Annotated in this window: 20 protein-coding genes; 11 read left to right on the forward strand and 9 right to left on the reverse strand. The window is 31.4% G+C overall.

Annotated features, from left to right (window positions below):
* The 3 genes from IU405_RS09760 to IU405_RS09770 all read left to right on the forward strand — a co-directional run bounded on the left by IU405_RS09760 (position 1) and on the right by IU405_RS09770 (position 1,919).
* Positions 1–645, forward strand: a complete 645-nt coding sequence (locus IU405_RS09760; protein ID WP_197438423.1) for an ExbD/TolR family protein — start codon at positions 1–3, stop codon at positions 643–645.
* Positions 646–666: 21 nt separating this feature from the next.
* Positions 667–1,131, forward strand: a complete 465-nt coding sequence (locus IU405_RS09765; protein ID WP_197438424.1) for an ExbD/TolR family protein — start codon at positions 667–669, stop codon at positions 1,129–1,131.
* 113 nt (positions 1,132–1,244) lie between these two features.
* Positions 1,245–1,919: a porin family protein gene (locus IU405_RS09770; protein ID WP_197438425.1), complete on the forward strand. Its 675-nt coding sequence runs from the start codon at positions 1,245–1,247 to the stop codon at positions 1,917–1,919.
* On the opposite strand, the gene IU405_RS09775 is transcribed toward IU405_RS09770, so the two are convergent.
* The 6 genes from IU405_RS09775 to pyrH all read right to left on the reverse strand — a co-directional run bounded on the left by IU405_RS09775 (position 1,914) and on the right by pyrH (position 9,572).
* Positions 1,914–2,513: a hypothetical protein gene (locus IU405_RS09775; protein ID WP_317193366.1), complete on the reverse strand. Its 600-nt coding sequence runs from the start codon at positions 2,511–2,513 to the stop codon at positions 1,914–1,916. The two genes, IU405_RS09770 and IU405_RS09775, sit on opposite strands and share 6 nt — an antisense overlap.
* Complete coding sequence (gene rpoN, locus IU405_RS09780) at positions 2,510–3,973, reverse strand: RNA polymerase factor sigma-54 (protein ID WP_197438426.1); 1,464 nt, start codon at positions 3,971–3,973, stop codon at positions 2,510–2,512. The genes IU405_RS09775 and rpoN overlap by 4 nt, the downstream gene beginning before the upstream one ends.
* Positions 3,974–4,056: 83 nt before the next feature.
* The gene (asnS, locus tag IU405_RS09785) at positions 4,057–5,490 is read right to left on the reverse strand and encodes an asparagine--tRNA ligase (RefSeq protein ID WP_197438427.1); all 1,434 of its coding nucleotides are present in this window, start codon (positions 5,488–5,490) and stop codon (positions 4,057–4,059) included.
* 108 nt (positions 5,491–5,598) lie between these two features.
* Positions 5,599–7,974 carry an efflux RND transporter permease subunit gene (locus tag IU405_RS09790; RefSeq protein ID WP_197438428.1) on the reverse strand — a complete coding sequence of 792 codons (2,376 nt, stop codon included), beginning with the start codon at positions 7,972–7,974 and terminating at the stop codon, positions 5,599–5,601.
* Between the two features lie 101 nt (positions 7,975–8,075).
* On the reverse strand, positions 8,076–8,630 hold the full coding sequence (gene frr, locus IU405_RS09795) for a ribosome recycling factor (protein WP_197438429.1): 555 nt from the start codon (positions 8,628–8,630) through the stop codon (positions 8,076–8,078).
* Positions 8,631–8,864: 234 nt separating this feature from the next.
* A complete protein-coding gene (pyrH, locus tag IU405_RS09800) occupies positions 8,865–9,572 on the reverse strand; it encodes a UMP kinase (RefSeq protein WP_197438430.1) in 708 nt (235 codons plus the stop codon).
* A 225-nt stretch (positions 9,573–9,797) separates the two neighbouring features.
* Here pyrH and tig point away from each other — a divergent pair, with 225 nt between their 5' ends.
* The 5 genes from tig to IU405_RS15780 all read left to right on the forward strand — a co-directional run bounded on the left by tig (position 9,798) and on the right by IU405_RS15780 (position 15,646).
* Entirely contained in the window at positions 9,798–11,114 is a 1,317-nt protein-coding gene (tig, locus tag IU405_RS09805; RefSeq protein WP_197438695.1) for a trigger factor, read from the forward strand.
* Between the two features lie 168 nt (positions 11,115–11,282).
* On the forward strand, positions 11,283–11,945 hold the full coding sequence (gene clpP, locus IU405_RS09810) for an ATP-dependent Clp endopeptidase proteolytic subunit ClpP (protein WP_197438431.1): 663 nt from the start codon (positions 11,283–11,285) through the stop codon (positions 11,943–11,945).
* Positions 11,946–11,988: 43 nt separating this feature from the next.
* Entirely contained in the window at positions 11,989–13,224 is a 1,236-nt protein-coding gene (clpX, locus tag IU405_RS09815; RefSeq protein WP_197438432.1) for an ATP-dependent Clp protease ATP-binding subunit ClpX, read from the forward strand.
* Positions 13,225–13,358: 134 nt separating this feature from the next.
* On the forward strand, positions 13,359–15,302 hold the full coding sequence (dnaG, locus tag IU405_RS09820) for a DNA primase (protein ID WP_197438433.1): 1,944 nt from the start codon (positions 13,359–13,361) through the stop codon (positions 15,300–15,302).
* Positions 15,303–15,514: 212 nt separating this feature from the next.
* Positions 15,515–15,646, forward strand: coding sequence for a hypothetical protein (locus IU405_RS15780; protein WP_262894640.1), 132 nt, complete (start codon positions 15,515–15,517; stop codon positions 15,644–15,646).
* 37 nt (positions 15,647–15,683) lie between these two features.
* Here the strand turns inward: IU405_RS15780 and nadE are convergent, their stop codons facing one another.
* The gene (gene nadE, locus IU405_RS09825; protein WP_197438434.1) at positions 15,684–16,472 is read right to left on the reverse strand and encodes an NAD(+) synthase; all 789 of its coding nucleotides are present in this window, start codon (positions 16,470–16,472) and stop codon (positions 15,684–15,686) included.
* 59 nt (positions 16,473–16,531) lie between these two features.
* Between nadE and gldB the strand changes: the two genes are divergently transcribed.
* Together gldB and gldC are read left to right on the forward strand one after the other, a co-directional pair.
* Positions 16,532–17,491, forward strand: a complete 960-nt coding sequence (gene gldB, locus IU405_RS09830; protein WP_197438435.1) for a gliding motility lipoprotein GldB — start codon at positions 16,532–16,534, stop codon at positions 17,489–17,491.
* Positions 17,491–17,832, forward strand: coding sequence for a gliding motility protein GldC (gldC, locus tag IU405_RS09835; protein WP_197438436.1), 342 nt, complete (start codon positions 17,491–17,493; stop codon positions 17,830–17,832). Before gldB ends, gldC begins: the two co-directional genes overlap by 1 nt.
* Here the strand turns inward: gldC and folK are convergent.
* The gene (folK, locus tag IU405_RS09840; RefSeq protein WP_197438437.1) at positions 17,829–18,953 is read right to left on the reverse strand and encodes a 2-amino-4-hydroxy-6-hydroxymethyldihydropteridine diphosphokinase; all 1,125 of its coding nucleotides are present in this window, start codon (positions 18,951–18,953) and stop codon (positions 17,829–17,831) included. The genes gldC and folK overlap by 4 nt on opposite strands.
* A 353-nt stretch (positions 18,954–19,306) precedes the next feature.
* Between folK and IU405_RS09845 the strand changes: the two genes are divergently transcribed.
* Complete coding sequence (locus tag IU405_RS09845; RefSeq protein WP_231749663.1) at positions 19,307–20,215, forward strand: type IX secretion system membrane protein PorP/SprF; 909 nt, start codon at positions 19,307–19,309, stop codon at positions 20,213–20,215.
* Here IU405_RS09845 and murI read toward each other — a convergent pair.
* Complete coding sequence (gene murI, locus IU405_RS09850) at positions 20,212–21,009, reverse strand: glutamate racemase (RefSeq protein ID WP_197438439.1); 798 nt, start codon at positions 21,007–21,009, stop codon at positions 20,212–20,214. The two genes, IU405_RS09845 and murI, sit on opposite strands and share 4 nt — an antisense overlap.
* Positions 21,010–21,061 lie beyond the last annotated feature (52 nt).

The raw sequence follows: 21,061 nt of genomic DNA on the forward strand, positions 1-21,061 counted from the left end.
ATGGCAAGAAGAGAAAATCCAGAAATTAATGCAGGTTCCATGGCGGACATTGCTTTTCTGTTATTGATTTTCTTCTTAGTTACCACAACAATGAATGTAGATTCAGGTATTTCTAAGAAGTTATCAGAAAAGCCACCAAAAGATTATATACCACCAATGATCAAAGAAAAAAACATCTTTGTTGTTGTTATCAATAGAAACAATGAATTATTGGTAGAAAATCAAAGAATGGATATCAAAGATTTGAAAGATGAAGCTTTAAAATTTATTGATAATGGTGGAGGTATTGGAAATGCAGGTGAAGATGGTTCTCCAGGAAAAGCTTGTGACTATTGTCAAGGTGAAAGAAGTGATAGCTCTTCTGATCATCCAAATAAAGCGATTATATCTGTTCAGAGTGATAGAGGTACTGAATACGGAACTTACATCCAAGTTCAAAATGAATTACTGAAAGCTTATACTGAATTGAGAAATAGATTGGCTAAACAAAAGTATCAAATGACTTTTGATGAATTGGAAAAAGCTTATGACGAAGCAAAAAAGAATGCAGGAATGAAGGACAGAGTTGAAGATTTGAGAGTAAAAGTTGAATATATAAAGACTGCGTATCCTCAAATTATTTCTGATGCAGAACCAACATCCTAATTAATTTTAAAATTTAATAATATGTCTAAGTTTAGAAAAAAGAAGAAGGGAATGCCTGCTGTGAATACTGCAGCTTTGCCAGATATCGTTTTCATGTTATTGTTCTTTTTCATGGTTACAACAACTATGAGAGAAACTGATTTGAGAATTGAAAATCCAAGACTTCCTAGTGCTACAGAAATTAAAAAATTGGAACACAAAAGTTTAGTTTGTACTATTTATGTAGGAAAAGCGAAAGATGAAACTAAAGGAGCTGGTTACAATAAAATTCAGTTAAATGACAAAATTGCTTCAGCGGATCAAGTTCCTTCATTTATAATTAATGCAAGAACAAAGGTTTCCGAAGCTGAAATACCTTTCATGACAACGTCTATCAAAGCAGATAGAGAATCTAGTGTTGGTACTATTACTGATATCCGATTGAAATTGAGAGATGTAAATGCTTTGAAAGTAAGTTATTCAACTCAAAAAGGAACAAGTAATTAAAATATTTTAAAATAAAAAAAAGGGTAATTCATTAGAGTTACCCTTTTTTTTTGTTCTATATTTTTGTGTTTTACTGGTAAAAAATTGTATATTTCATCACCTTTATTTTTGATATGAATAAAATTTTATTGTTTCTTTTTTTTATTTTCTCTGTCTCAGTTTCGTTTGCTCAGAAAGATTCACTACAAATAGGAGATAGATATGCTGATGATCAAATTTATGCTTCTATTTCGTATGCGCAATTTTATCAACAACCAGCTGTAATCAGCAAAAGTGGTTTTTCTTTTGGACTATCCACAGGATTTTTGAAAGATTTTATTTTAAACAAACAAGGCTCTTTTTCTTTCGCAATTGGAGTAGGTTATGGGTATGATTATTTTAATCACAATTTAAAAGTTCAAGAAATAAATAATTCAACAGTATTTAGTGAGTCAATAAATGTAAATTCTAATATTTTCACGTCTCATAATTTAGATTTTCCTCTGGAAATTCGTTGGCGAACTTCTAATGCTGTAAAGTATGATTTTTGGCGAATTTACACGGGAGTAAAATTCTTATACAATTTTTCAAATACATTTAGATTTGAAGAAAATGGCACTCAATTTTCCTATAAAAATGTTTCAGCATATAATAACCTTCAGTACGGTTTCACTTTTTCAGCAGGTTATGACGTAATAAATCTTCATGTTTTTTACAATTTGACTCCAATTTTTAAGAATGCCACTATCAACTCTGAATCTATAGATACTAGTATTTTAAAGTTTGGATTGATATTTTATATTCTATAAAAGAATATTTGTAAAAATTGGTGCTAAAAGTCCAATAAAAAAACCAATGTAAATTTCTTTTGGTGTGTGGGCATTTAGATGCAATCTTGCAGACGCTACAATTCCTGAGAGCAGTATATGAAGTATAATGATCATCAAATAGGATTGGCTGTGAATCGTACTTAATACCATAAAAAAACCTGTAAAAATCCCAAATGAAAGTAGGTGAATACTTGCTTTCATTTGAAAATAAAATAACATATAAATTAGAATCAATCCTAATGAAGTTGCGTAAAAAAGTAAGGCTACTTCATTTAAATTTGGAATATAATTTAGCGTATTTCCTAGTAAATAAAAGACTACAATCATGATTGCAACAGGTAATTTTCTGTCATGAATGGTCTCAGTTTTATATGAATCTATCAGTTTAAATTTTTTAAAAAGCACCAAAATAAGTAATGGAATTAAGTAGGTGATTACAAACACCAAACTTAAAACGCTTAATTTTTGACTAGTTTCAAAATTTATGGGCGATACTAAAAAGTACAACATCAACCCAACAGTTGGAATGACAATTGGATGTAAAATAACAGATATAAATTGAGGAATTTTCACAAAATTTCTTTTCGTAAACGTGCTACAGGTAAATCCAATTGCTCTCTATATTTTGCAATGGTTCTTCTAGCAATTGGATATCCTTTTTCTTTCAAAATTTCAGCTAATTTTTCATCAGTCAAAGGTCTTTTTTTGTTTTCTTCAGCGATAACTGTTTGTAAAATATTTTTAATTTCTTTAGTAGAAACATCCTCTCCTTGATCATTTTTCATAGATTCTGAAAAGAATTCCTTGATTAATTTCGTTCCATAAGGTGTAGAAACATATTTGCTGTTTGCAACCCTAGAAACTGTAGAAATATCCATCTGAATTTGGTCAGCAATATCCTTTAAAATCATTGGTTTTAACTTTCGTTCATCGCCTGTTAAAAAATAATCATATTGATAATGCATGATGGCATTCATGGTCAATAACAAGGTTTGTTGACGCTGTTTGATGGCGTCTATAAACCATTTTGCTGAGTCTAATTTTTGTTTGATGAAAAATACAGCATCTTTTTGCGACTGACTTTTGGTAGTAGCTTCTTGATATCCTTTCATCATATTGCTATATTCTTTTGAAATATGCAATTCAGGTGCATTTCTTGAATTTAGGGTCAATTCCAATTCGCCATCTACAATTTTAATAGAAAAATCAGGTACAATTTGCTCTGCAAATTTGTTGTTTCCTGAGTAAGAACTTCCGGGTTTTGGATTTAATTTTGAAATTTCAGTATTTATCAGTTTCAATTCTTCCTCTGTAATTCCATATTTTTCTTGCAGTTTTTCGTAATGTTTTTTGACAAAATGGTCAAACGCATTTTCTAAAATATCAATGGCTAAAGTCCTAATTTTAGTGGATTCTTTTCCTTTCAATTGAATCACCAAACACTCTTTTAAATCTCTTGCACCAATACCAATTGGATCCAAATTATGCACTACAGAAGTTAATATTTGAACTACTTTTTCTTCGGTTGTAAACACATTTGCAGAAAAAGCAAGATCATCAACCAAGTCTACGATTTCTCTTCGGATATAGCCACTATCATCAATGCTTCCTACCAAATATTCAGCAATTACAAACTCTTCATCTGACAAGCGAAACGTATTTAATTGATTTTTCAATGACTGATGAAAACTAATTCCAGCTTCATAAGGAATGTTTTTTTCTTCGTCATCTGGAGAATAATTATTTGCTTGAGTTTTATAACTTGGCACTTCATCATCACTCAAATATTCATCAATATTGATGTCATCAGCATTGATTTTTTCAGTGCCTAAATCGTCATCATACTCATTGGAAAGATCATCATCAATGTTTTCCAATTCCTCTTTTCCATCATCGAGAGCAGGATTTTCCTCTAATTCTTGTTTCAATCTCTCTTCAAAAGCTTGTGTAGGCAATTGAATCAACTTCATCAACTGAATTTGTTGAGGAGATAATTTTTGTAAAAGTTTAAATTGTAAGCCTTGTTTTAACATAATTACAAAGATATGAATTAAAGCAAAAAAAAAATCGTCCTTCTTGTGAGAATGACGATTGATTTTACAGCTCTATTTTTTAGTTAAAATTCTGCATTTTGAGGTGTTCTTGGAAAAGGAATTACATCGCGAATATTACTCATTCCTGTGGTAAATTGAACCAAACGTTCAAAGCCTAATCCAAAACCAGAGTGAACAGCAGTTCCATATTTTCGCAAATCCAAATACCACCATAATTCTTTTTCTTCAATACCCAAAGCTTTCATTTTGGATACCAAAACGTCATATCGTTCCTCTCTTTGGCTTCCTCCCACAATTTCGCCAATACCAGGAAATAATACATCCATGGCTCTAACTGTTTTTCCATCATCATTCAAACGCATGTAAAATGCTTTGATATTTGCAGGATAATCAAACAAAATCACAGGACATTTAAAATGAGTTTCTACCAAAAAACGTTCGTGTTCTGATTGCAAATCTGCACCCCATTCATTGATTGGATATTGAAATTTTTTCTTTTTGTTAGGCGTTGAATTTCGTAAAATATCAACCGCTTCTGTGTAAGAAACCCGTTTGAAATTGTTGTCAACCACAAAATGTAATTTCTCCAATAAACTCATTTCACTGCGTTCGTTCATTGGTTTTGTTTTGTCTTCATCCAACAAACGTTGATTTAGAAATTCCAAATCATCTTGGCAATGTTTCAATGCATATTGAATTACTGATTTGATAAAATCTTCTGCCAAATCCATATTTCCGTCTAAATCCATAAAAGCAACTTCAGGTTCAATCATCCAAAATTCCGCCAAATGTCTTGTTGTGTTTGAATTTTCAGCACGAAAAGTGGGTCCAAATGTGTACGCTTTTCCTAAAGACATGGCATATGCTTCCGCTTCTAATTGACCAGAAACCGTTAAATTCGTTTCTTTTCCAAAAAAGTCTTTCGAATAATCGATTTTTCCATCTTCGGTCAATGGAGATTTGTTGTCATGGAACGTAGTTACTCGAAACATTTCTCCTGCACCTTCTGCATCAGAACCCGTAATAATTGGGGTGTTTACGTAGTTAAAACCATTTTCTTGAAAATAGGTATGAACTGCAAATGACAGTTTTGAACGAACTCTCATCACAGCTCCAAACGTATTGGTTCTTGTACGCAAATGGGCATTTTCTCTTAAAAATTCGAAGCTATGTTTTTTAGGTTGAATAGGATATTCCTCAGGATTTGAATCGCCTAAAATAGTGATTTCAGAAACCTGAATTTCTACACTTTGACCTTTTCCCTGGCTTTCAACGACAGTTCCTTTTAGAGCAATTGCTGCACCAGTGGTAATTCTTTTCAAGGTATCTTCAGGAGTAGTTTCAAAGTCAATCACACATTGAATATTTTTGATGGTTGAGCCATCATTCAATGCAATAAAACGATTGCTTCTAAAAGTTCTAACCCAGCCTTTTAGGACTATTTCTTGTAAAATAAGATTCGAATTTAAAATTTCGACAACGCTCTTTTCTGTCATTTTTTATCAATTTGATGTACGTAAACTATTCTTTTTCTGAAATGAGCGTAAAGATACTTTTTTGTGAACGATTACAAAAGTTCAAATTTTATTTATTTAGATATCAATCTACTCATCTGTTTTTTCATCCTCTGCTGGAATAATTTCCATAGCAGGTTCTTTAAATATTTTTTTATTGGCTATTTTTTTCTCAAATGTCAATAATAAGGAAGGCAATAACAATAAATTGGAAACCATGGCTAGCAATAATGTTACTGAAACCAAACCACCCAAAGCAATGGTGCCTCCAAAACTTGATAAGGTGAATACTAAAAATCCAAAAAACAGCACAATAGAAGTGTAAAACATACTCACTCCAGTTTCACGCAAAGCTGCAAAAACAGAAGGTTTTATACGCCAATTATGGGCAATCAATTCTTGTCGATATTTAGCCAAAAAGTGAATGGTATCATCCACAGAAATCCCAAAAGCAATGCTAAACACCAATATAGTTGACGGTTTTATAGGAATATCAAAAAAGCCCATTAAGCCTGCTGTGATTAATAAAGGTAAAATATTAGGCAACAATGAAATCAAAATCATTTGCGGTGAACGAAACATCCACGCCATAAAAATGGAAATTAAAACAATGGCTAACGCTAATGATAACACTAAATTGGTAATCAAATAATTGGTTCCTTTGATGAACACCAATGCTTTTCCAGTTAAGCTAACAGAATATTTTTCCTTATCAAATTCTTTGTCAATAACAGTTTGGATTCGCTCTTGAATGTCATCCATTTTGTCAGTACCAATATCTTTCATAAAGGTAGTTATTCGTGCATAACGCCCAGTAGAATCAACAAAACTTTTCAGCATTCCTGTATCATTACTCGAGTTTTTACTATATGCAAAAATGTAATTTTGTTCTTGAGATGTGGGTAATTGGTAATATTTTGGGTTTCCTAAATAATAGGCTTGTTTGGAATATTTTACCAAATTCACAACAGAAATTGGTTTTGATAACTCAGGAAAAGTTTCAATAGTCTCATTTATTTTTTCCATCTTTTTCAAGGTGGATAAGTTCATAACTCCTTTTTCCTTTTTGGTATCAATCAAAATTTCCAAAGGCATGATTCCCCCAAATTCATTTTCAAAAAACTTGATGTCTTTATAAAACCCCATACTTTTTGGCATGTCTTCAATCAAACTTCCTGAAACACGAATTTGATAAACGCCAATAATTCCAATAATAATGGCGATGACAGCCGTAAAATAGATTCCAATTCGAAAATCTCTTACCGTTTTTTCCATCCAATCCACTACATTTTCAATCCATTTTCGCTCCAAATGATTCAAATGTTTCTTTTTGGGAAGTGGCATAAAACTGTAAATAATTGGGATTAACAACAATGCCAAAATAAAAATACTGATGATATTGATAGAGGCTAAAATCCCAAATTCACGCAATAAGTCACTTTTTACAAAGACAAAAGTGGCAAAACCAGAAGCAGTTGTGATGTTGGTCATCAACGTTGCATTCCCAATTTTGGTAATTACTCGTTGCAAAGATTTTGCTTGATTCCCATGTTTTTTGATTTCCTGTTGGTATTTATTAATGAGGAAAACCGCATTTGGAACACCAATTACGATAATCAAAGGTGGAATTAATGCAGACAAAACCGTTACTTCATATCGAAACCAACCAATAAATCCAAAAGCCCAAGTAACGCCGATCAATACGACTAAAAGCGTAATAAATGTTGCTCTGAATGATCTAAAAAAGAAAAAGAAAATAACAGCAGTGATGAGTAAAGCTCCTAAAACAAACAATAAAATTTCGTCTTGAATGTTTTGAGAATTTAAGGTTCTGATATAGGGCATTCCTGAAATCCGGACGTCAACATGGTGTTCTTTTTCAAATTTTTCAACAACAGGAATCAATTTATTAAAGATAAAATCTCTCCTGCTGGCTGTATTTACCAATTCTTTTTTGATGTAAATAGCTGTTTGTAAAGTACCCGTTTTTTTATTAAAAAGTAAATTGTCATAAAAAGGCAGTTTTTCAAAAAGCTGTTTTTTGATGGCTAAAACTTCTTCAACTGTTTTTGGGTCTTCATCAAATAAAGGTTCTAAAACAAATTTACGATTGCTTCTATCCGCTTTTAATTTTTGAACATCGGCAATAGAAAGAGTGAAATCAACTTCTGCTAAATCTTCAAAATTATCAATCAAATGATTCCAAGCATTGAATTTTTTGGGAGAAAAAACACTAGAATCTTTGATTCCCAGAATGACTAAATTGCCTTCTTCGCCAAAAATTTCTAGGAATTTATTGTATTCAATGTTGACTTCGTGGTTTTCAGGAAGTAAATTGGCTTCTGTATATGAAAATTTCATATACTTTATTTGCGATGCTAGTAAACCAGTAATGATTGCAATAATCAATAAAACCAAGTAGCGGTTTCTTAAAATGATACTAGCAACTTTTGTCCAGAAATTCATTTAAAAAAATTTGTGCAAAGGTAACCAATTGTCTTTGCGATTAAAAACAAAAAAGAGTGTTAAAAAAAACACTCTCTCAAAACTTTTGTATATCGAAAAAATTAAACGGTCATGATTTCTTTTTCTTTTACAACCAAAATATCGTCAATTTTTTTTACGTAAGCATCTGTCAATTTTTGAACATCATCTTCCGCAATTTTTTTTAAATCTTCAGAAACATCTAATTTTTTGATGTCGTTATTAGCATCTTTTCTAGCATTTCTGATACCAACTTTTGCATGTTCTGCTTCTGCTTTTGCTTGTTTTGCCAATCCAACTCTTCGTTCTTCCGTTAATGGTGGAACGTTTATCATGATAACGTCTCCATTATTCATAGGATTGAAACCCAAGTTTGCTAACTGAATTGCTTTTTCAATTACTTGAAGCATGTTTTTTTCCCAAGGTTGAATCGTTAATGTTCTTGGATCAGGTGTGCTTACATTGGCAACTTGCGATAAAGGTGTTTGTGAACCATAATAGTCAACTAAAACAGTTCCTAACATTGCAGGAGTTGCTTTTCCAGCTCTGATGGCACGAAATTCTTTTTCCAAATGTGCAATAGCACTGTCCATGGCTTCTTTTGCAGTATCTAGTATAAAATCTACTTCCTCGTTCATTATTTCTTAAACTTTAAAAATTATTGTTAGTCATTTAATGTTTAATATTTTTTAACCACACAGAGACATAGTTTTATGCATGTTTTAAAGGCGTTTCACTCAATTTTAGTTAATCATAAGTATATGAAAATTAGTAATTGGGCTATTTCTATCTTTTTCTATGTTTCTATGTGGTTAAATAATCAACTATTTTTAAAAAATTAATGTTGTTCTTATTGCACTAAATGGTTTTGCTTAAATATTTATCAATGTTCCAATTTTTTCTCCAGAAACCAACTTTAACAAGTTTCCTGTTTTATTCATGTCAAAAATGATAATAGGTAAGTTGTTTTCTTCGCTCAATGTAAATGCAGTCATGTCCATAACTTTGAGCCCTTTTTCAATTACATCTTTGAAAGTGATATTTTCAAATTTAATGGCATTTTTAAACTTTTCAGGATCTGCATCATAGACACCATCCACTCTTGTACCTTTCAAAATCGCATCAGCATCTATTTCTATCGCTCTTAAAACAGCTGCTGTATCCGTTGTGAAATATGGGTTTCCTGTTCCTGCACCAAAAATAACCACACGACCTTTTTCTAAATGTCTGATGGCTTTTCTACGAATGTAAGGTTCAGCAACTTCTTTGATTTCAAGGGCAGTTTGCAATCTAGTGAACACATTTTCAGCTTCTAACGCACTTTGCAATGCCAAACCATTGATACAAGTTGCTAACATTCCCATGTGATCTCCTTGCACACGATCCATTCCATTACTTGCACCAGCAACACCTCTAAAAATATTTCCTCCTCCAATAACAATGGCAACTTCAATGCCTTTATCAACAACTTCTTTGATTTCTTTTGCGTATTCTGAAAGACGTTTTGGGTCAATTCCGTAATTGCGATCACCCATTAAGGCTTCACCGCTCAATTTTAAAAGGATTCTTTTGTACTGCATTTTTGGTTGCTTTTTAATCAATCCTTTTTAAGTAAAGGATAAAAGTTTCGCAAAATTAAGTATTTTTTTTAATTTATTTAAAACTGCCTCCATAGAATTCTGTTCATTTTTTATGAATCAATCAAAAATATATGCAACTGAAATTGAATTATGTAAACCTTTGTTGCATCAATAAAAATGATTAATTTTGCACTCGATTTTTTAAGAACTAGAGAAATAGAACGAATGAATATTACAAAAGAAAATTTAGATGCTTTAAATGCAGTTGTAAAAGTGGATATTGTTGCCGAAGATTATCAAGAAAAAGTTGATAAAATGTTGATAGATTACCGTAAAAAAGCCAACATTCCAGGATTTAGAAAAGGACAAGTGCCTATGGGACTTGTAAAAAAGCAATATGGGAAATCAGTGATGATTGATGAGGTAAACAAATTGCTTCAAACTGCGCTAAATAAATTTATCATCGAAGAAAAATTAGACATTTTAGGAAACCCATTACCAAGAATCAAAGACGATTTTAATTGGGATGCACCTACTTTTTCTTTTGAATTTGAATTAGGTTTAGCACCACAATTTGACATCAATTTAAAAGCAAAAAACAATGTTGTAATGAAAAAAATCATTGCAACAGATTCTTTGATTGATGAAGAAGTTCAAAATATTCAAGCACGTTATGGCAAAATGAGTTCTTTAGATGAAATTACTGAAGAAGCAAACGTAACAGCTACTTTTGTAAATGAAGAAAATGAAATCAACAAAAAATCGACTTTCAGAATTAGCGAATTGAAAAGTCAAAAAAATAGTTTGATTGGCGCGACATTAGGAGATGTTGTTTCTTTAGAGACTAAAGATTTGTTTGAAGATGTTCACAGATTACAGCATTTATTGGGTGTTTCTCATGATATTGTTCATGGATTAGAAATTACAGTTGAGGCAACAATTGAAAATATTACCAAAACGGAATTGGCTGATTTAGACCAAGAATTGTTTGATAAATTATTTGCTGATGGAAGTGTAACAACTGCCACAGAATTGAGAGAAAAAATAAAAGAAGATGCTGAAAAACAGTTTCAACAACAATCTGATCAGCAGTTTTTAAATGATGTCATTGAATATTTAATCGACAATACTACATTTGTTTTGCCAGCATCATTTTTACAAAAATGGTTGCAAACTGCAGGAGAAAAACCACTTACAATAGAAGAAGCCATTGAAGAATATAACAAATCTGAAAAAGGATTGCGTTATCAATTGATTGAAGGAAAAATCTTAAAAGACAACAATATCAGTGTTTCTTATACTGATTTGGTTGACTATGCAAAAGGATTTATCAGAATGCAAATGGCTCAATTTGGAAACTTGAATCCAGAAGAAAAAGAATTGGAAGATATTGCAGGAAGAATTTTGCAAAATAAAGAAGAAGCTCAAAAATTGCAATCGCAATTAATCAGTCAAAAGTTATTAGCTTTCTACAAAGAAAACATGACTTTTGAAACCAAAGAAATTGGGTACGAAGATTTTATCAAAGAAATGCATCATTAAAAAGTTTCAAAAATCCTACAATCCCGAAATCTCGGGATTAAAAACCTTGTAGGTATAAATCATAAAGACCTGAATTCCCAAATTCAGGTTTTTTTTATTTATTTTCAAAATAGTACATAAAAAGAATAGTTTGTATCTTTACAGATTAATTAATAATACTTTACAATAATGGATTTCGGAAAAGAATTTGAAAAATACGCTACCAAAGAACATGGAATAAGTAGCACTTATTATACCCAAATTACAAGTAGTTTAACTCCTTATATCATGGAAGAACGTCAAATGAACATCACTCAAATGGATGTTTTTTCGCGTTTAATGATGGATAGAATTATCTTTTTAGGAACAGGAATCAATGACCAAATTGCCAATGTTGTTCAGGCACAATTACTGTTTTTAGAAAGTGTGGACGCTAGTAAAGACATTTCAATTTATATCAATTCGCCAGGTGGAGGTGTCTATGCAGGTTTGGGAATTTACGATACTATGCAATTCATAAAACCAGATGTAGCAACGATTTGTACAGGAATGGCTGCTTCAATGGGCGCAGTTTTAATGTGTGCAGGAGCTAAAGGAAAACGTTCTGCGTTGCCACATTCAAGAGTGATGATTCACCAACCAATGAGTGGTACTCAAGGGCAAGTTTCTGACATGGAAATTACCATCAAAGAAACCATCAAATTAAGAGATGAATTGTATTCAATTATTTCATTTCACTCAGGACAGTCTTTTGATAAAATTCAGAAAGATTCTGATAGAGATTATTGGATGAAATCCTATGAGGCAAGAGAATATGGAATGATTGATGAGGTTCTTGAAAGAAAAATGTAATAAATAGCTTATAGCCAAATGCTATAAGCAAATAGCTAATAAAATGGCAAAAGACGATAATTTAGAATGTTCATTTTGTGGACGAAAAAAATCGGAAACAGATTTATTAATTGCAGGAATGGATGCTCATATCTGCGATCAATGTATTGAGCAAGCTCATGGAATTGTGAAAGAAGAAATTTTACAATCCAAAAAAAGCAAACTTTCAAAGACACTTACTGTTAAAAAACCGCAAGAAATCAAACAATTTCTAGATCAATATATCATTGGTCAAGATGAAACAAAACGTGCAATGTCAGTGGCTGTCTATAATCATTACAAAAGATTATTGCAAAAAAATACCAATGATGATGTAGAAATTGAAAAAAGCAACATCATTTTAGTAGGTGAAACTGGTACAGGAAAAACCCTGATAGCAAAAACAATTGCAAGAATGCTGAACGTTCCATTTTCTATTGTTGATGCAACTGTATTAACGCAAGCAGGTTATGTGGGAGAAGATGTAGAAAGTATTCTTAGCAGATTGTTACAAGCAGCAGATTATGATGTTTCAAAAGCTGAAAAAGGAATTGTTTTTATCGATGAAATTGATAAAATAGCCAGAAAAGGAGACAATCCTTCCATTACAAGAGATGTTTCTGGCGAAGGTGTGCAACAAGCGTTGCTGAAACTTTTAGAAGGAACTGTGGTAAATGTAGCTCCTCAAGGTGGAAGAAAACATCCAGAGCAAAAATTTACAGAAGTCAATACTAAAAATATTTTATTCATTGCAGGTGGAGCATTTTCCGGAATTGAAAGAAACATCAGCAAACGTTTAAACATGCAAGCAGTTGGTTTTAGTGCCTCTTTGGATGAAGCTGGAATTGATCACGAAAATTTATTGAAATATATTACTCCTTCCGATTTAAAATCGTTTGGATTGATTCCTGAAATCATAGGGCGTTTGCCTGTTTTAACATATATGAATCCTCTAGATTCAACAGCTTTGCGCGCTATTTTGACCGAACCAAAAAATTCCATAATCAAACAGTATGCAAAATTATTTGCAATGGATGATGTGAATTTCACGATTGCTGAAGAAGCCTTAAATTTTATTGTAGACAAAGCAATAACTTATAAATTAGGCGCAAGAGGATTGCGTTCTCTATGCGAAGCTATCTTTACAGATGCTATGTTTGATTTACCAAGTTCTGATGAAAAAGAATTTCATGTAACAAAAGAGTATGCAGAATCAAAATTATCAAATGCAACTTTGAAAAAATTAAGAGCAGCATCATAAACCAATTCAAAGTTTAAAATTCAATATTCAAAACCTCATTAAAATTATTTTAATGAGGTTTTAAATTTTACAGAACCATAAAAACAAGTTTTTGAATTCCTATATTTGTTTTCCAATTTTAGGTAACACAATTTATGATTTCTAGAAGTACCATAGACCGAGTTTTTGAAGCAGCCAGAGTAGAAGAAGTTATTGGAGAATTTGTGCAGCTTAAAAAAGCGGGAAGTAACTTCAAAGGTTTGAGTCCATTTACGGATGAAAAATCACCCTCGTTTATGGTTTCTCCAGTAAAACAAATCTGGAAAGATTTTTCTACAGGAAAAGGAGGAAATGCCATTTCTTTTTTAATGGAACATGAACATTATACCTATCCTGAAGCCTTAAAATGGTTGGCAAAAAAATACAACATAGAGATTGAAGAAACTGCGCAGACTAATCAAGAAAAAGAGCAAATAAACGAACGTGAAAGCATGTTTTTGGTATCCAATTTTGCCAAAGATTTTTTTCACAATACCATGCTAACTTCCAATCAAGGGAAAGCCATTGGGTTGAGTTATTTCAAAGAGCGTGGTTTTCGTGATGAGACCATCAAAAAGTTTGATTTAGGATACTGTTTGGATGAATGGGATCATTTTACAAATGCCGCAATTTCTAAAGGATATCAATTAAAATATCTAGAATCTACAGGACTTACCATCGTAAAAGACAACAAACAATTTGACCGATTCAAAGGACGAGTGATGTTTCCAATTCACTCTATGTCTGGAAGAATTTTGGGTTTTGGAGGTCGAATTTTGACGAATGATAAAAAAGCAGCAAAATATCTCAATTCTCCAGAAAGTGATATTTACCACAAAAGCAAAATTTTGTATGGACTTTATCAAGCAAAAAAAGAAATTGCAAAGCAAGACAATTGTTTTTTGGTAGAAGGATATACGGATGTAATTTCTTTTCATCAATCAGGAATTGAAAATGTAGTAGCTTCTTCTGGGACAGCTTTGACTCCTGACCAAATTCGATTGATAAGCAGATTGACCAAAAATATAACCGTACTTTTTGATGGTGATGCAGCAGGAATTAGAGCTTCTATTCGTGGAATTGATTTGATTTTAGAGCAAGGAATGAACGTAAAAGTGGTACAATTTCCTGAAGGTGAAGATCCTGATAGTTTTGCCAAATCACATTCTGATGCTGAATTAAAAGAATTTTTAGAGGCTGCAGCTCAGGATTTTATCAATTTTAAAGTATCACTATTAGTAGAAGATACTCAAAATGATCCTGTAAAAAAAGCTGGATTGATTAGAGATATTGTTACTAGTATTTCCAAAATTCCTGATGCGATTCAACGTGAAGTGTATGTACAAGAATGTTCGCGAATTATGGAAATTTCAGAACGAATTTTGTTCAGTGAATTAGCACAATTGATTTCTAAAAATAAAACGGAAGATGCAAAACAACATCAAGAAGAGAAAAAAACCTTTGAAGTTGTTAAAAGGCAAGATATTCAATTAGAGGAAATAGATGAGCAAAATAAATATGAAAGAGAAATAATTAAAAATTTATTAATCTTCGGAAATGAAGAGATTGATTTTATGGATGAAATTATTCATTTCGATGAGAATGGTAAGGAAATAAAAACAATTAAAAAATATTTGAATAAAGTATCTAGAGAAATTTTTTTACAGCTTCAAAGTGATGAAATTGAGTTTACAAATTCAATTTTTCAACAAATTTATTCAGAAATTATTTATCCTTTAAATCAATCTCAAAAAATAGAAATAGAAAAGTTAACAAATAACTTGAATTCAAATATTTCATCAACAGTAACATCCATATTATTTGAAGAAGATGAATATCCATTAAGTAATTGGGAAAGGAAAAATATTTTTATTAAAAATGTAGATATCGAAAAATCAGTAAATGATGCAATTTTTAATTTGAGAAGAATTTTAATTAAAAAATTAATAGAAAAGAAAATGCTTAAAGAAAAAGAGTATTCAAAGGAAGAAATAGAAGAAATTATGAATTATAATTCTTTGAGAATTCGTCTTTCTGAGAAATTAAATAGGGTAGTTTAAAAATTTCTTTAAGATTTTATTAACAAAAATAAAATTTCTTTAAAACGCTGTAAAGCCTTGATAATATTCATAATATAGCAAATTATTGAGCTCAAATTTCATCAATTTTTCATGAAGTAATTCAAAAAAGGGTGTTTTTCCTGTGTAAATTTTTGCTGATTTAAAATCTTTTTTATTAGTTTTGTCCCAAGAAAAAGAAATATCTACAAGTTATGAAAAAACTATTACAAATTTTGAAAATCATCCAATTGTACATTTTATTACCATTTGAAATCACAAATGGCTCTAGAAGAAGAGCACATCTTCGAATCAGAAGATTGATGATTGCCGCAAATTTACTGTAAAAAAAATGCCTTCGTAATTGATGAAGGCTTTTTTTACTTATTTCAACTCTTTAGGAATTTTACAAACCGGAATTGGCTGCATTTTGTGCTGATTTATGGTATTCAAACGAATGTAAATTGAAAAAACTGTTCTTTCTCTTCCAGAAAAATCAGTTGCAGTTTTTCCTAATTCTTGCATATTCATTGCCCATTCCAATTCGTCATAGGAAGCACCAATTTGGTCTTCATCTGTTCTGTCATCTCCCCACAAACCGTCTGTTGGTGCAGCTTTTATGATATCTTGATTTACCCCAAAAAAGGTTGCAATTTTATATACTTCAGATTTCATTAAATCTGCAATAGGACTCAAATCTACACCTCCGTCACCATATTTTGTGTAAAATCCTACACCAAAATCTTCTACTTTATTTCCTGTTCCTGCCACTAAATATCCATGTAAAGCAGCAAAATAGTACAAAGTTGTCATTCTCAACCGAGCTCTAGTATTTGCTAATGACATAAATCGACTTTCTTCATCCTCAACTTTAGGCAAAGCAGCTATCAAACTATCAAAAACGGGAGTTAGATTTACGGTAATTCTGGAAACATTTTCGAAGTTTTTTTCTAACCAATCAATATGATTTTTTGCTCTGTTTACTTGACTCTCTGCTTGATGAATGGGCATTTCTAAGCATAAAGTTGGCAATCCTGTTTTGGCACATAATGTTGAGGTAACTGCAGAATCAATTCCACCAGAAACTCCTATTACAAATCCATTCAATTTCCCGTTTTTCGCATAATTTTCTAACCAATTTATAATATGCGCTGCTACTTTTTCTGTGTTCATTGACAAACTAATTTTGTAATTTTATCGTTTTATTTTTAAAAGACTAAGATACAAAGAATATGAGATTTTATGCAGTGATTTTGTTGGTTTTATTCGCGTTTTTTTCATGTGCAAATGAAAACAAATCAAAAGTTGATGTTTCCAATATCGATATTGACTTTTCAATTAGTCGTTTTGAGGTTGATTTTTACAATGCAGATAGGGAAAGTTTGCCAAAACTAAAAGCAACCTATCCTTATTTATTTCCTGAGGCGTTTTCTGATAGCATTTCATTGGCAAAAATTGCAGATTCTCAAGAGCAAGAATTGTTTGTTGAAACTCAAAAAGTTTACAAAGATTTTTCGGATGTAGAAACTCAGTTGACGTCACTTTTCAAACATATAAAGTATTACAATCCAACTTTCAAAGCACCAAATGTAGTTACGATTCAATCAAATATTGATTATGAAAGTCGAGTTATTTATGCAGATAGTTTGTTACTGATTTCTTTGGATGTTTTTCTCGGAAAAGAACATCCATTTTATGCGGATTTTCCAAAGTATATCTCAGAAAACAACACCAAAGAACATTTGATTGTAGCAGTTGCAGAACATATTATTGACCAACAAATTCCCGCATCAAACAATCGCAGTTTTATGGGGAAAATGATTTATGAAGGAAAAAAAATGGCTTTGTTGGATTGGTATTTACCTGCTGTTTCCGAAAGTGAAAAAATGGGATATTCTCAAGAAAAATGGCAATGGGCTGTTGAAAATGAAGCTGAGATTTGGGCATACTTTATGGAGAATAAATTACTTTTTAGCACAGAAACCAATCTCAACAAACGATTTTTAGAAAATGCGCCATTTTCAAAATTTTATATGGAACAAGACAATTTATCACCTGGAAAAATTGGCGTTTGGATGGGATGGAAAATCGTGCAATCATATTTGAAACATAATGATGTATATTTGCAGGAATTTTTGAAAAAAGACGAAACAGAATTATTTAATCAGTCAAAATATAAACCTAAAAAATAATGGCAATTACACACAATTCAGAAGTAATTTTTCACATTAATTTAGATGAAAACAAAATTCCTGAAAGCATGTCTTGGACAGCAAAAGATGGTGGAATTGAAAATGAAGCGTCAAAAGCAGTGATGATTTCTGTGTGGGATCACAAACAAAAAGATACGTTGCGCATGGATTTATGGACGAAAGATATGCCTATTGATGAGATGAAACAGTTTTATCATCAAACCTTGGTTTCTATGGCAGATACCTATGAACGCGCTACAAACGATTTAAAAATGAGTGAAACTATGCGTGATTTTTGCGAATATTTTGCTGAGAAATTGGATTTGAAAAAGGGAAATTAAGCCTTTTTAATTTTGTTGATAATCGTCTGATAATCATCGGGTTCATTTACAAAATCAATTTCAGAAACATCAATAACAAGCACATTTAGCTCTTGTTGTGTATTGATAAAATTCTTGTATCCATCATGAATTTTTTGCAGATATGTTTCTTCAATATTTTGTTCATAATCCCTCCCTCTTTTTTTGATATTTTGCAATAATCTATTCGTGTTTTGATACAAATACACATACAAATCAGGTTTTGTAATTTCTTTATACATAATGTCAAACATTTTTCTATAAAGGATATATTCTTCTTTTTGAAGCGTGATTTGTGCAAAAATCAATGATTTAAAAATATAATAATCAGATACAATCAGGTTTTTAAACAAGTCTAATTGCGCCAAATCATCACTCAATTGTTGATATCTGTCAGCCAAAAAACTCATTTCCAGAGGAAATGCAAAACGTTCTTTGTCTTCGTAAAATTTGGGTAAAAATGCATTGTCAGCAAATCGTTCAAGAATAATTTTCGCATTGAATTCATCAGACATCATTTTTGCCAAGGATGTTTTTCCTGCACCAATATTTCCTTCAATAGCAATATAATTATACTTTTCAACTATTGGAATTGGGCGCTTTAGTTCAATAGAAGTTTGTATAATTTCAGAGGAATCCTCACAATGTTGCAAACAAAAAGTTAGTTGTTTTTTTTCTATAGGATGAAAAAATACAGGCGCAATTTCTACTAAAGGAACCAATACAAATTTCCGTAACAACATTTTTGGATGAGGTACAGTGAGTGTTTTTGAAAAGATGATTTCATCATCAAATAACAACACATCAATATCAATATTTCTATCTAGATAAGTTGTAGAATCCACTCTTTTTCTTCCCAAATTAGATTCAATTTGAAGCAAAATTGACAATAATTTTTCGGGTGCATGATAGGTAGAAACTTCCACACAACAATTATAAAAATCTTCGCTCTCAAAACCCCAAGAAGCAGTTTGATATACGCTTGAAATCTTACGAATATCGCCTACTTTTTCGGCAATACTTTCTATAGCATTTTGTAAATTTTCAGTTTTATCTCCAAGATTGGTTCCCAAAGATAAATATGCGATGCGTTGTATTTTCATATTGTTTTACAAAGAAAATAAAAGGATTTCTATTATCATCAAAGTTTCTTAAAATAGTTTAATTAAACAATTTTTGGAATTGAAATATTAATTGTCATTTCTATATTTTTGACAATCATTTTTTTAAATAATTTAAATATTAATTTTATTTCAATTTTTAATGATTATCAGCACTTTATTTTTACTTTAAAACCTCTAAAACTGTTAAAACTTTTATATAAAAAGTAATTATTCTTTTAAAAGCAATATATTTGAAAACTTAAAACAACCGTTTTTTAATGAGATTCACTTACTACGCATGCTGTTTCTTTTTTTTGTCGCTTTTATCGATAAAAAGTTTTTCACAAGAAACATTGCCCATTTACCAAGATTATTTATCAGATAATGTATTTTTATTACATCCTTCTGCTGCAGGCATTGGAAATTCGAGCAAACTGCGATTTACAGCAAGACAACAATGGGCAGGAATTCCAAATGCTCCTGCACTTCAAACAGTAAGTTTTCATTCACGATTTGGTGAATATTCAAATGCAGGATATGGATTGGTTATGTTCAATGATAAAAACGGATTTCATTCTCAATTAGGTTTTCAAGGAACATATGCATATCATTTGCCTATGAGTGATGGCAGATTGTTCAATCAATTGTCATTTGGACTGGCATTTACATACGTACAAAATCAATCTGATCAAAGAACTTTTACGGGCGATAGAGCGATTGCGGCCATCATAGAAAGTACTAGTTATTATAACGCAGATTTCAGTGTGGCTTATCATTTAGGAGGATTTTCTTCTTATTTTACTGTAAAAAATTTGTTATTGACAGCCAAAAATAATTTGAATATTCAAGAGCCCTTGGATTTGAGAAATTATATTTTTTCTGCTGGATATTATTTTGGTGAAGAACTTTTTGTGCAATTTGAGCCTTCCATCATGATGCAATTCAGAGAAGGCACAGAACAAAGAATTGCTGATATCAATATCAAAGCTTACAAAACTTTTTCGCAAACACAACTTTGGGCAGCACTTTCTTACAGACAAAGTTTTGATGCAGATGCCATTCAAAATGCACGTTATGTGTCACCAATTGTTGGAATCAATTATCAAAACTGGATGTTTTCTTACACATATACCAATCAAATGAACGAAACTGTTTTGACTAATTCTGGGTTTCATCAAGTTTCTGTGGGTGTAAATTTGTGGACGAGAGAACAAAGAGCTGCAGCTTGTCCAAATATCAATTCTGCTTTTGGAGGGTTTTAAAAATCTCTTTTTTTGATTTCCGTAAGTGCTATTTGGTTTCCAACAAGCATTTCTAAAACTTGTATAGTACTATTCGAAAATAATTGATGTTTTCCTTTTTGCATATTTACTTGCAATAAATTATTTTTTTCTAAAATAGCTTTGGTTTGTTTGGCAACTGCCAAACCAGAATCAATAATCTGCATTTTATTACCCACAATTTTTCGTATTTGAGGAATTAAATAGGGATAATGTGTACAGCCTAATACCAAACAATCCACGTTTTGTTCCAACATTGGTTGTAAGTAAGTTGCTAACAATTTTGACATTTCTGGTGAGTTGATTTCTCCATTTTCAATCAAATCAACCAAACCTTTTCCAATAGTTTCTATGATGGTAATTTTTTCTTTAAAAAGGCTAGACGTTGATTCAAAAAGCTCACTATTTAAAGTTCCTTTGGTGGCTAAAATTCCCACAACATTGGTTTTTGTAGAAAGTGCAGCAGGTTTTATGGCTGGTTCAATACCAATAAATGGAATATCATACTTTTGTCGTAAAGTTTTAATAGCGTTTGTGGTTGCTGTATTGCAGGCAACCACAATAATTTTACAGTTTTGATTTAGTAAAAACTTGGTATTTTTTATAGAAAGCTCAATGATTTCGTCTTTGGATTTTTCTCCATATGGTGCGTTTTTACTATCTGCCAAATAAATGGTGTTTTCATTGGGCAATAAGGTTACAATTTCTTTCCAGATGGAAGTTCCACCCACTCCAGAATCAAAAATACCGATAGGAAAATTTGCAGATTGCACCATGTTGTAAAAATAAAAAAACCTACTTAATAAAGTAGGTTTTTATGGGTTTATA

Origin of the sequence: Polaribacter sp. BAL334 (assembly GCF_015767435.1) — a bacterium.
Taxonomy (GTDB): domain Bacteria; phylum Bacteroidota; class Bacteroidia; order Flavobacteriales; family Flavobacteriaceae; genus Polaribacter.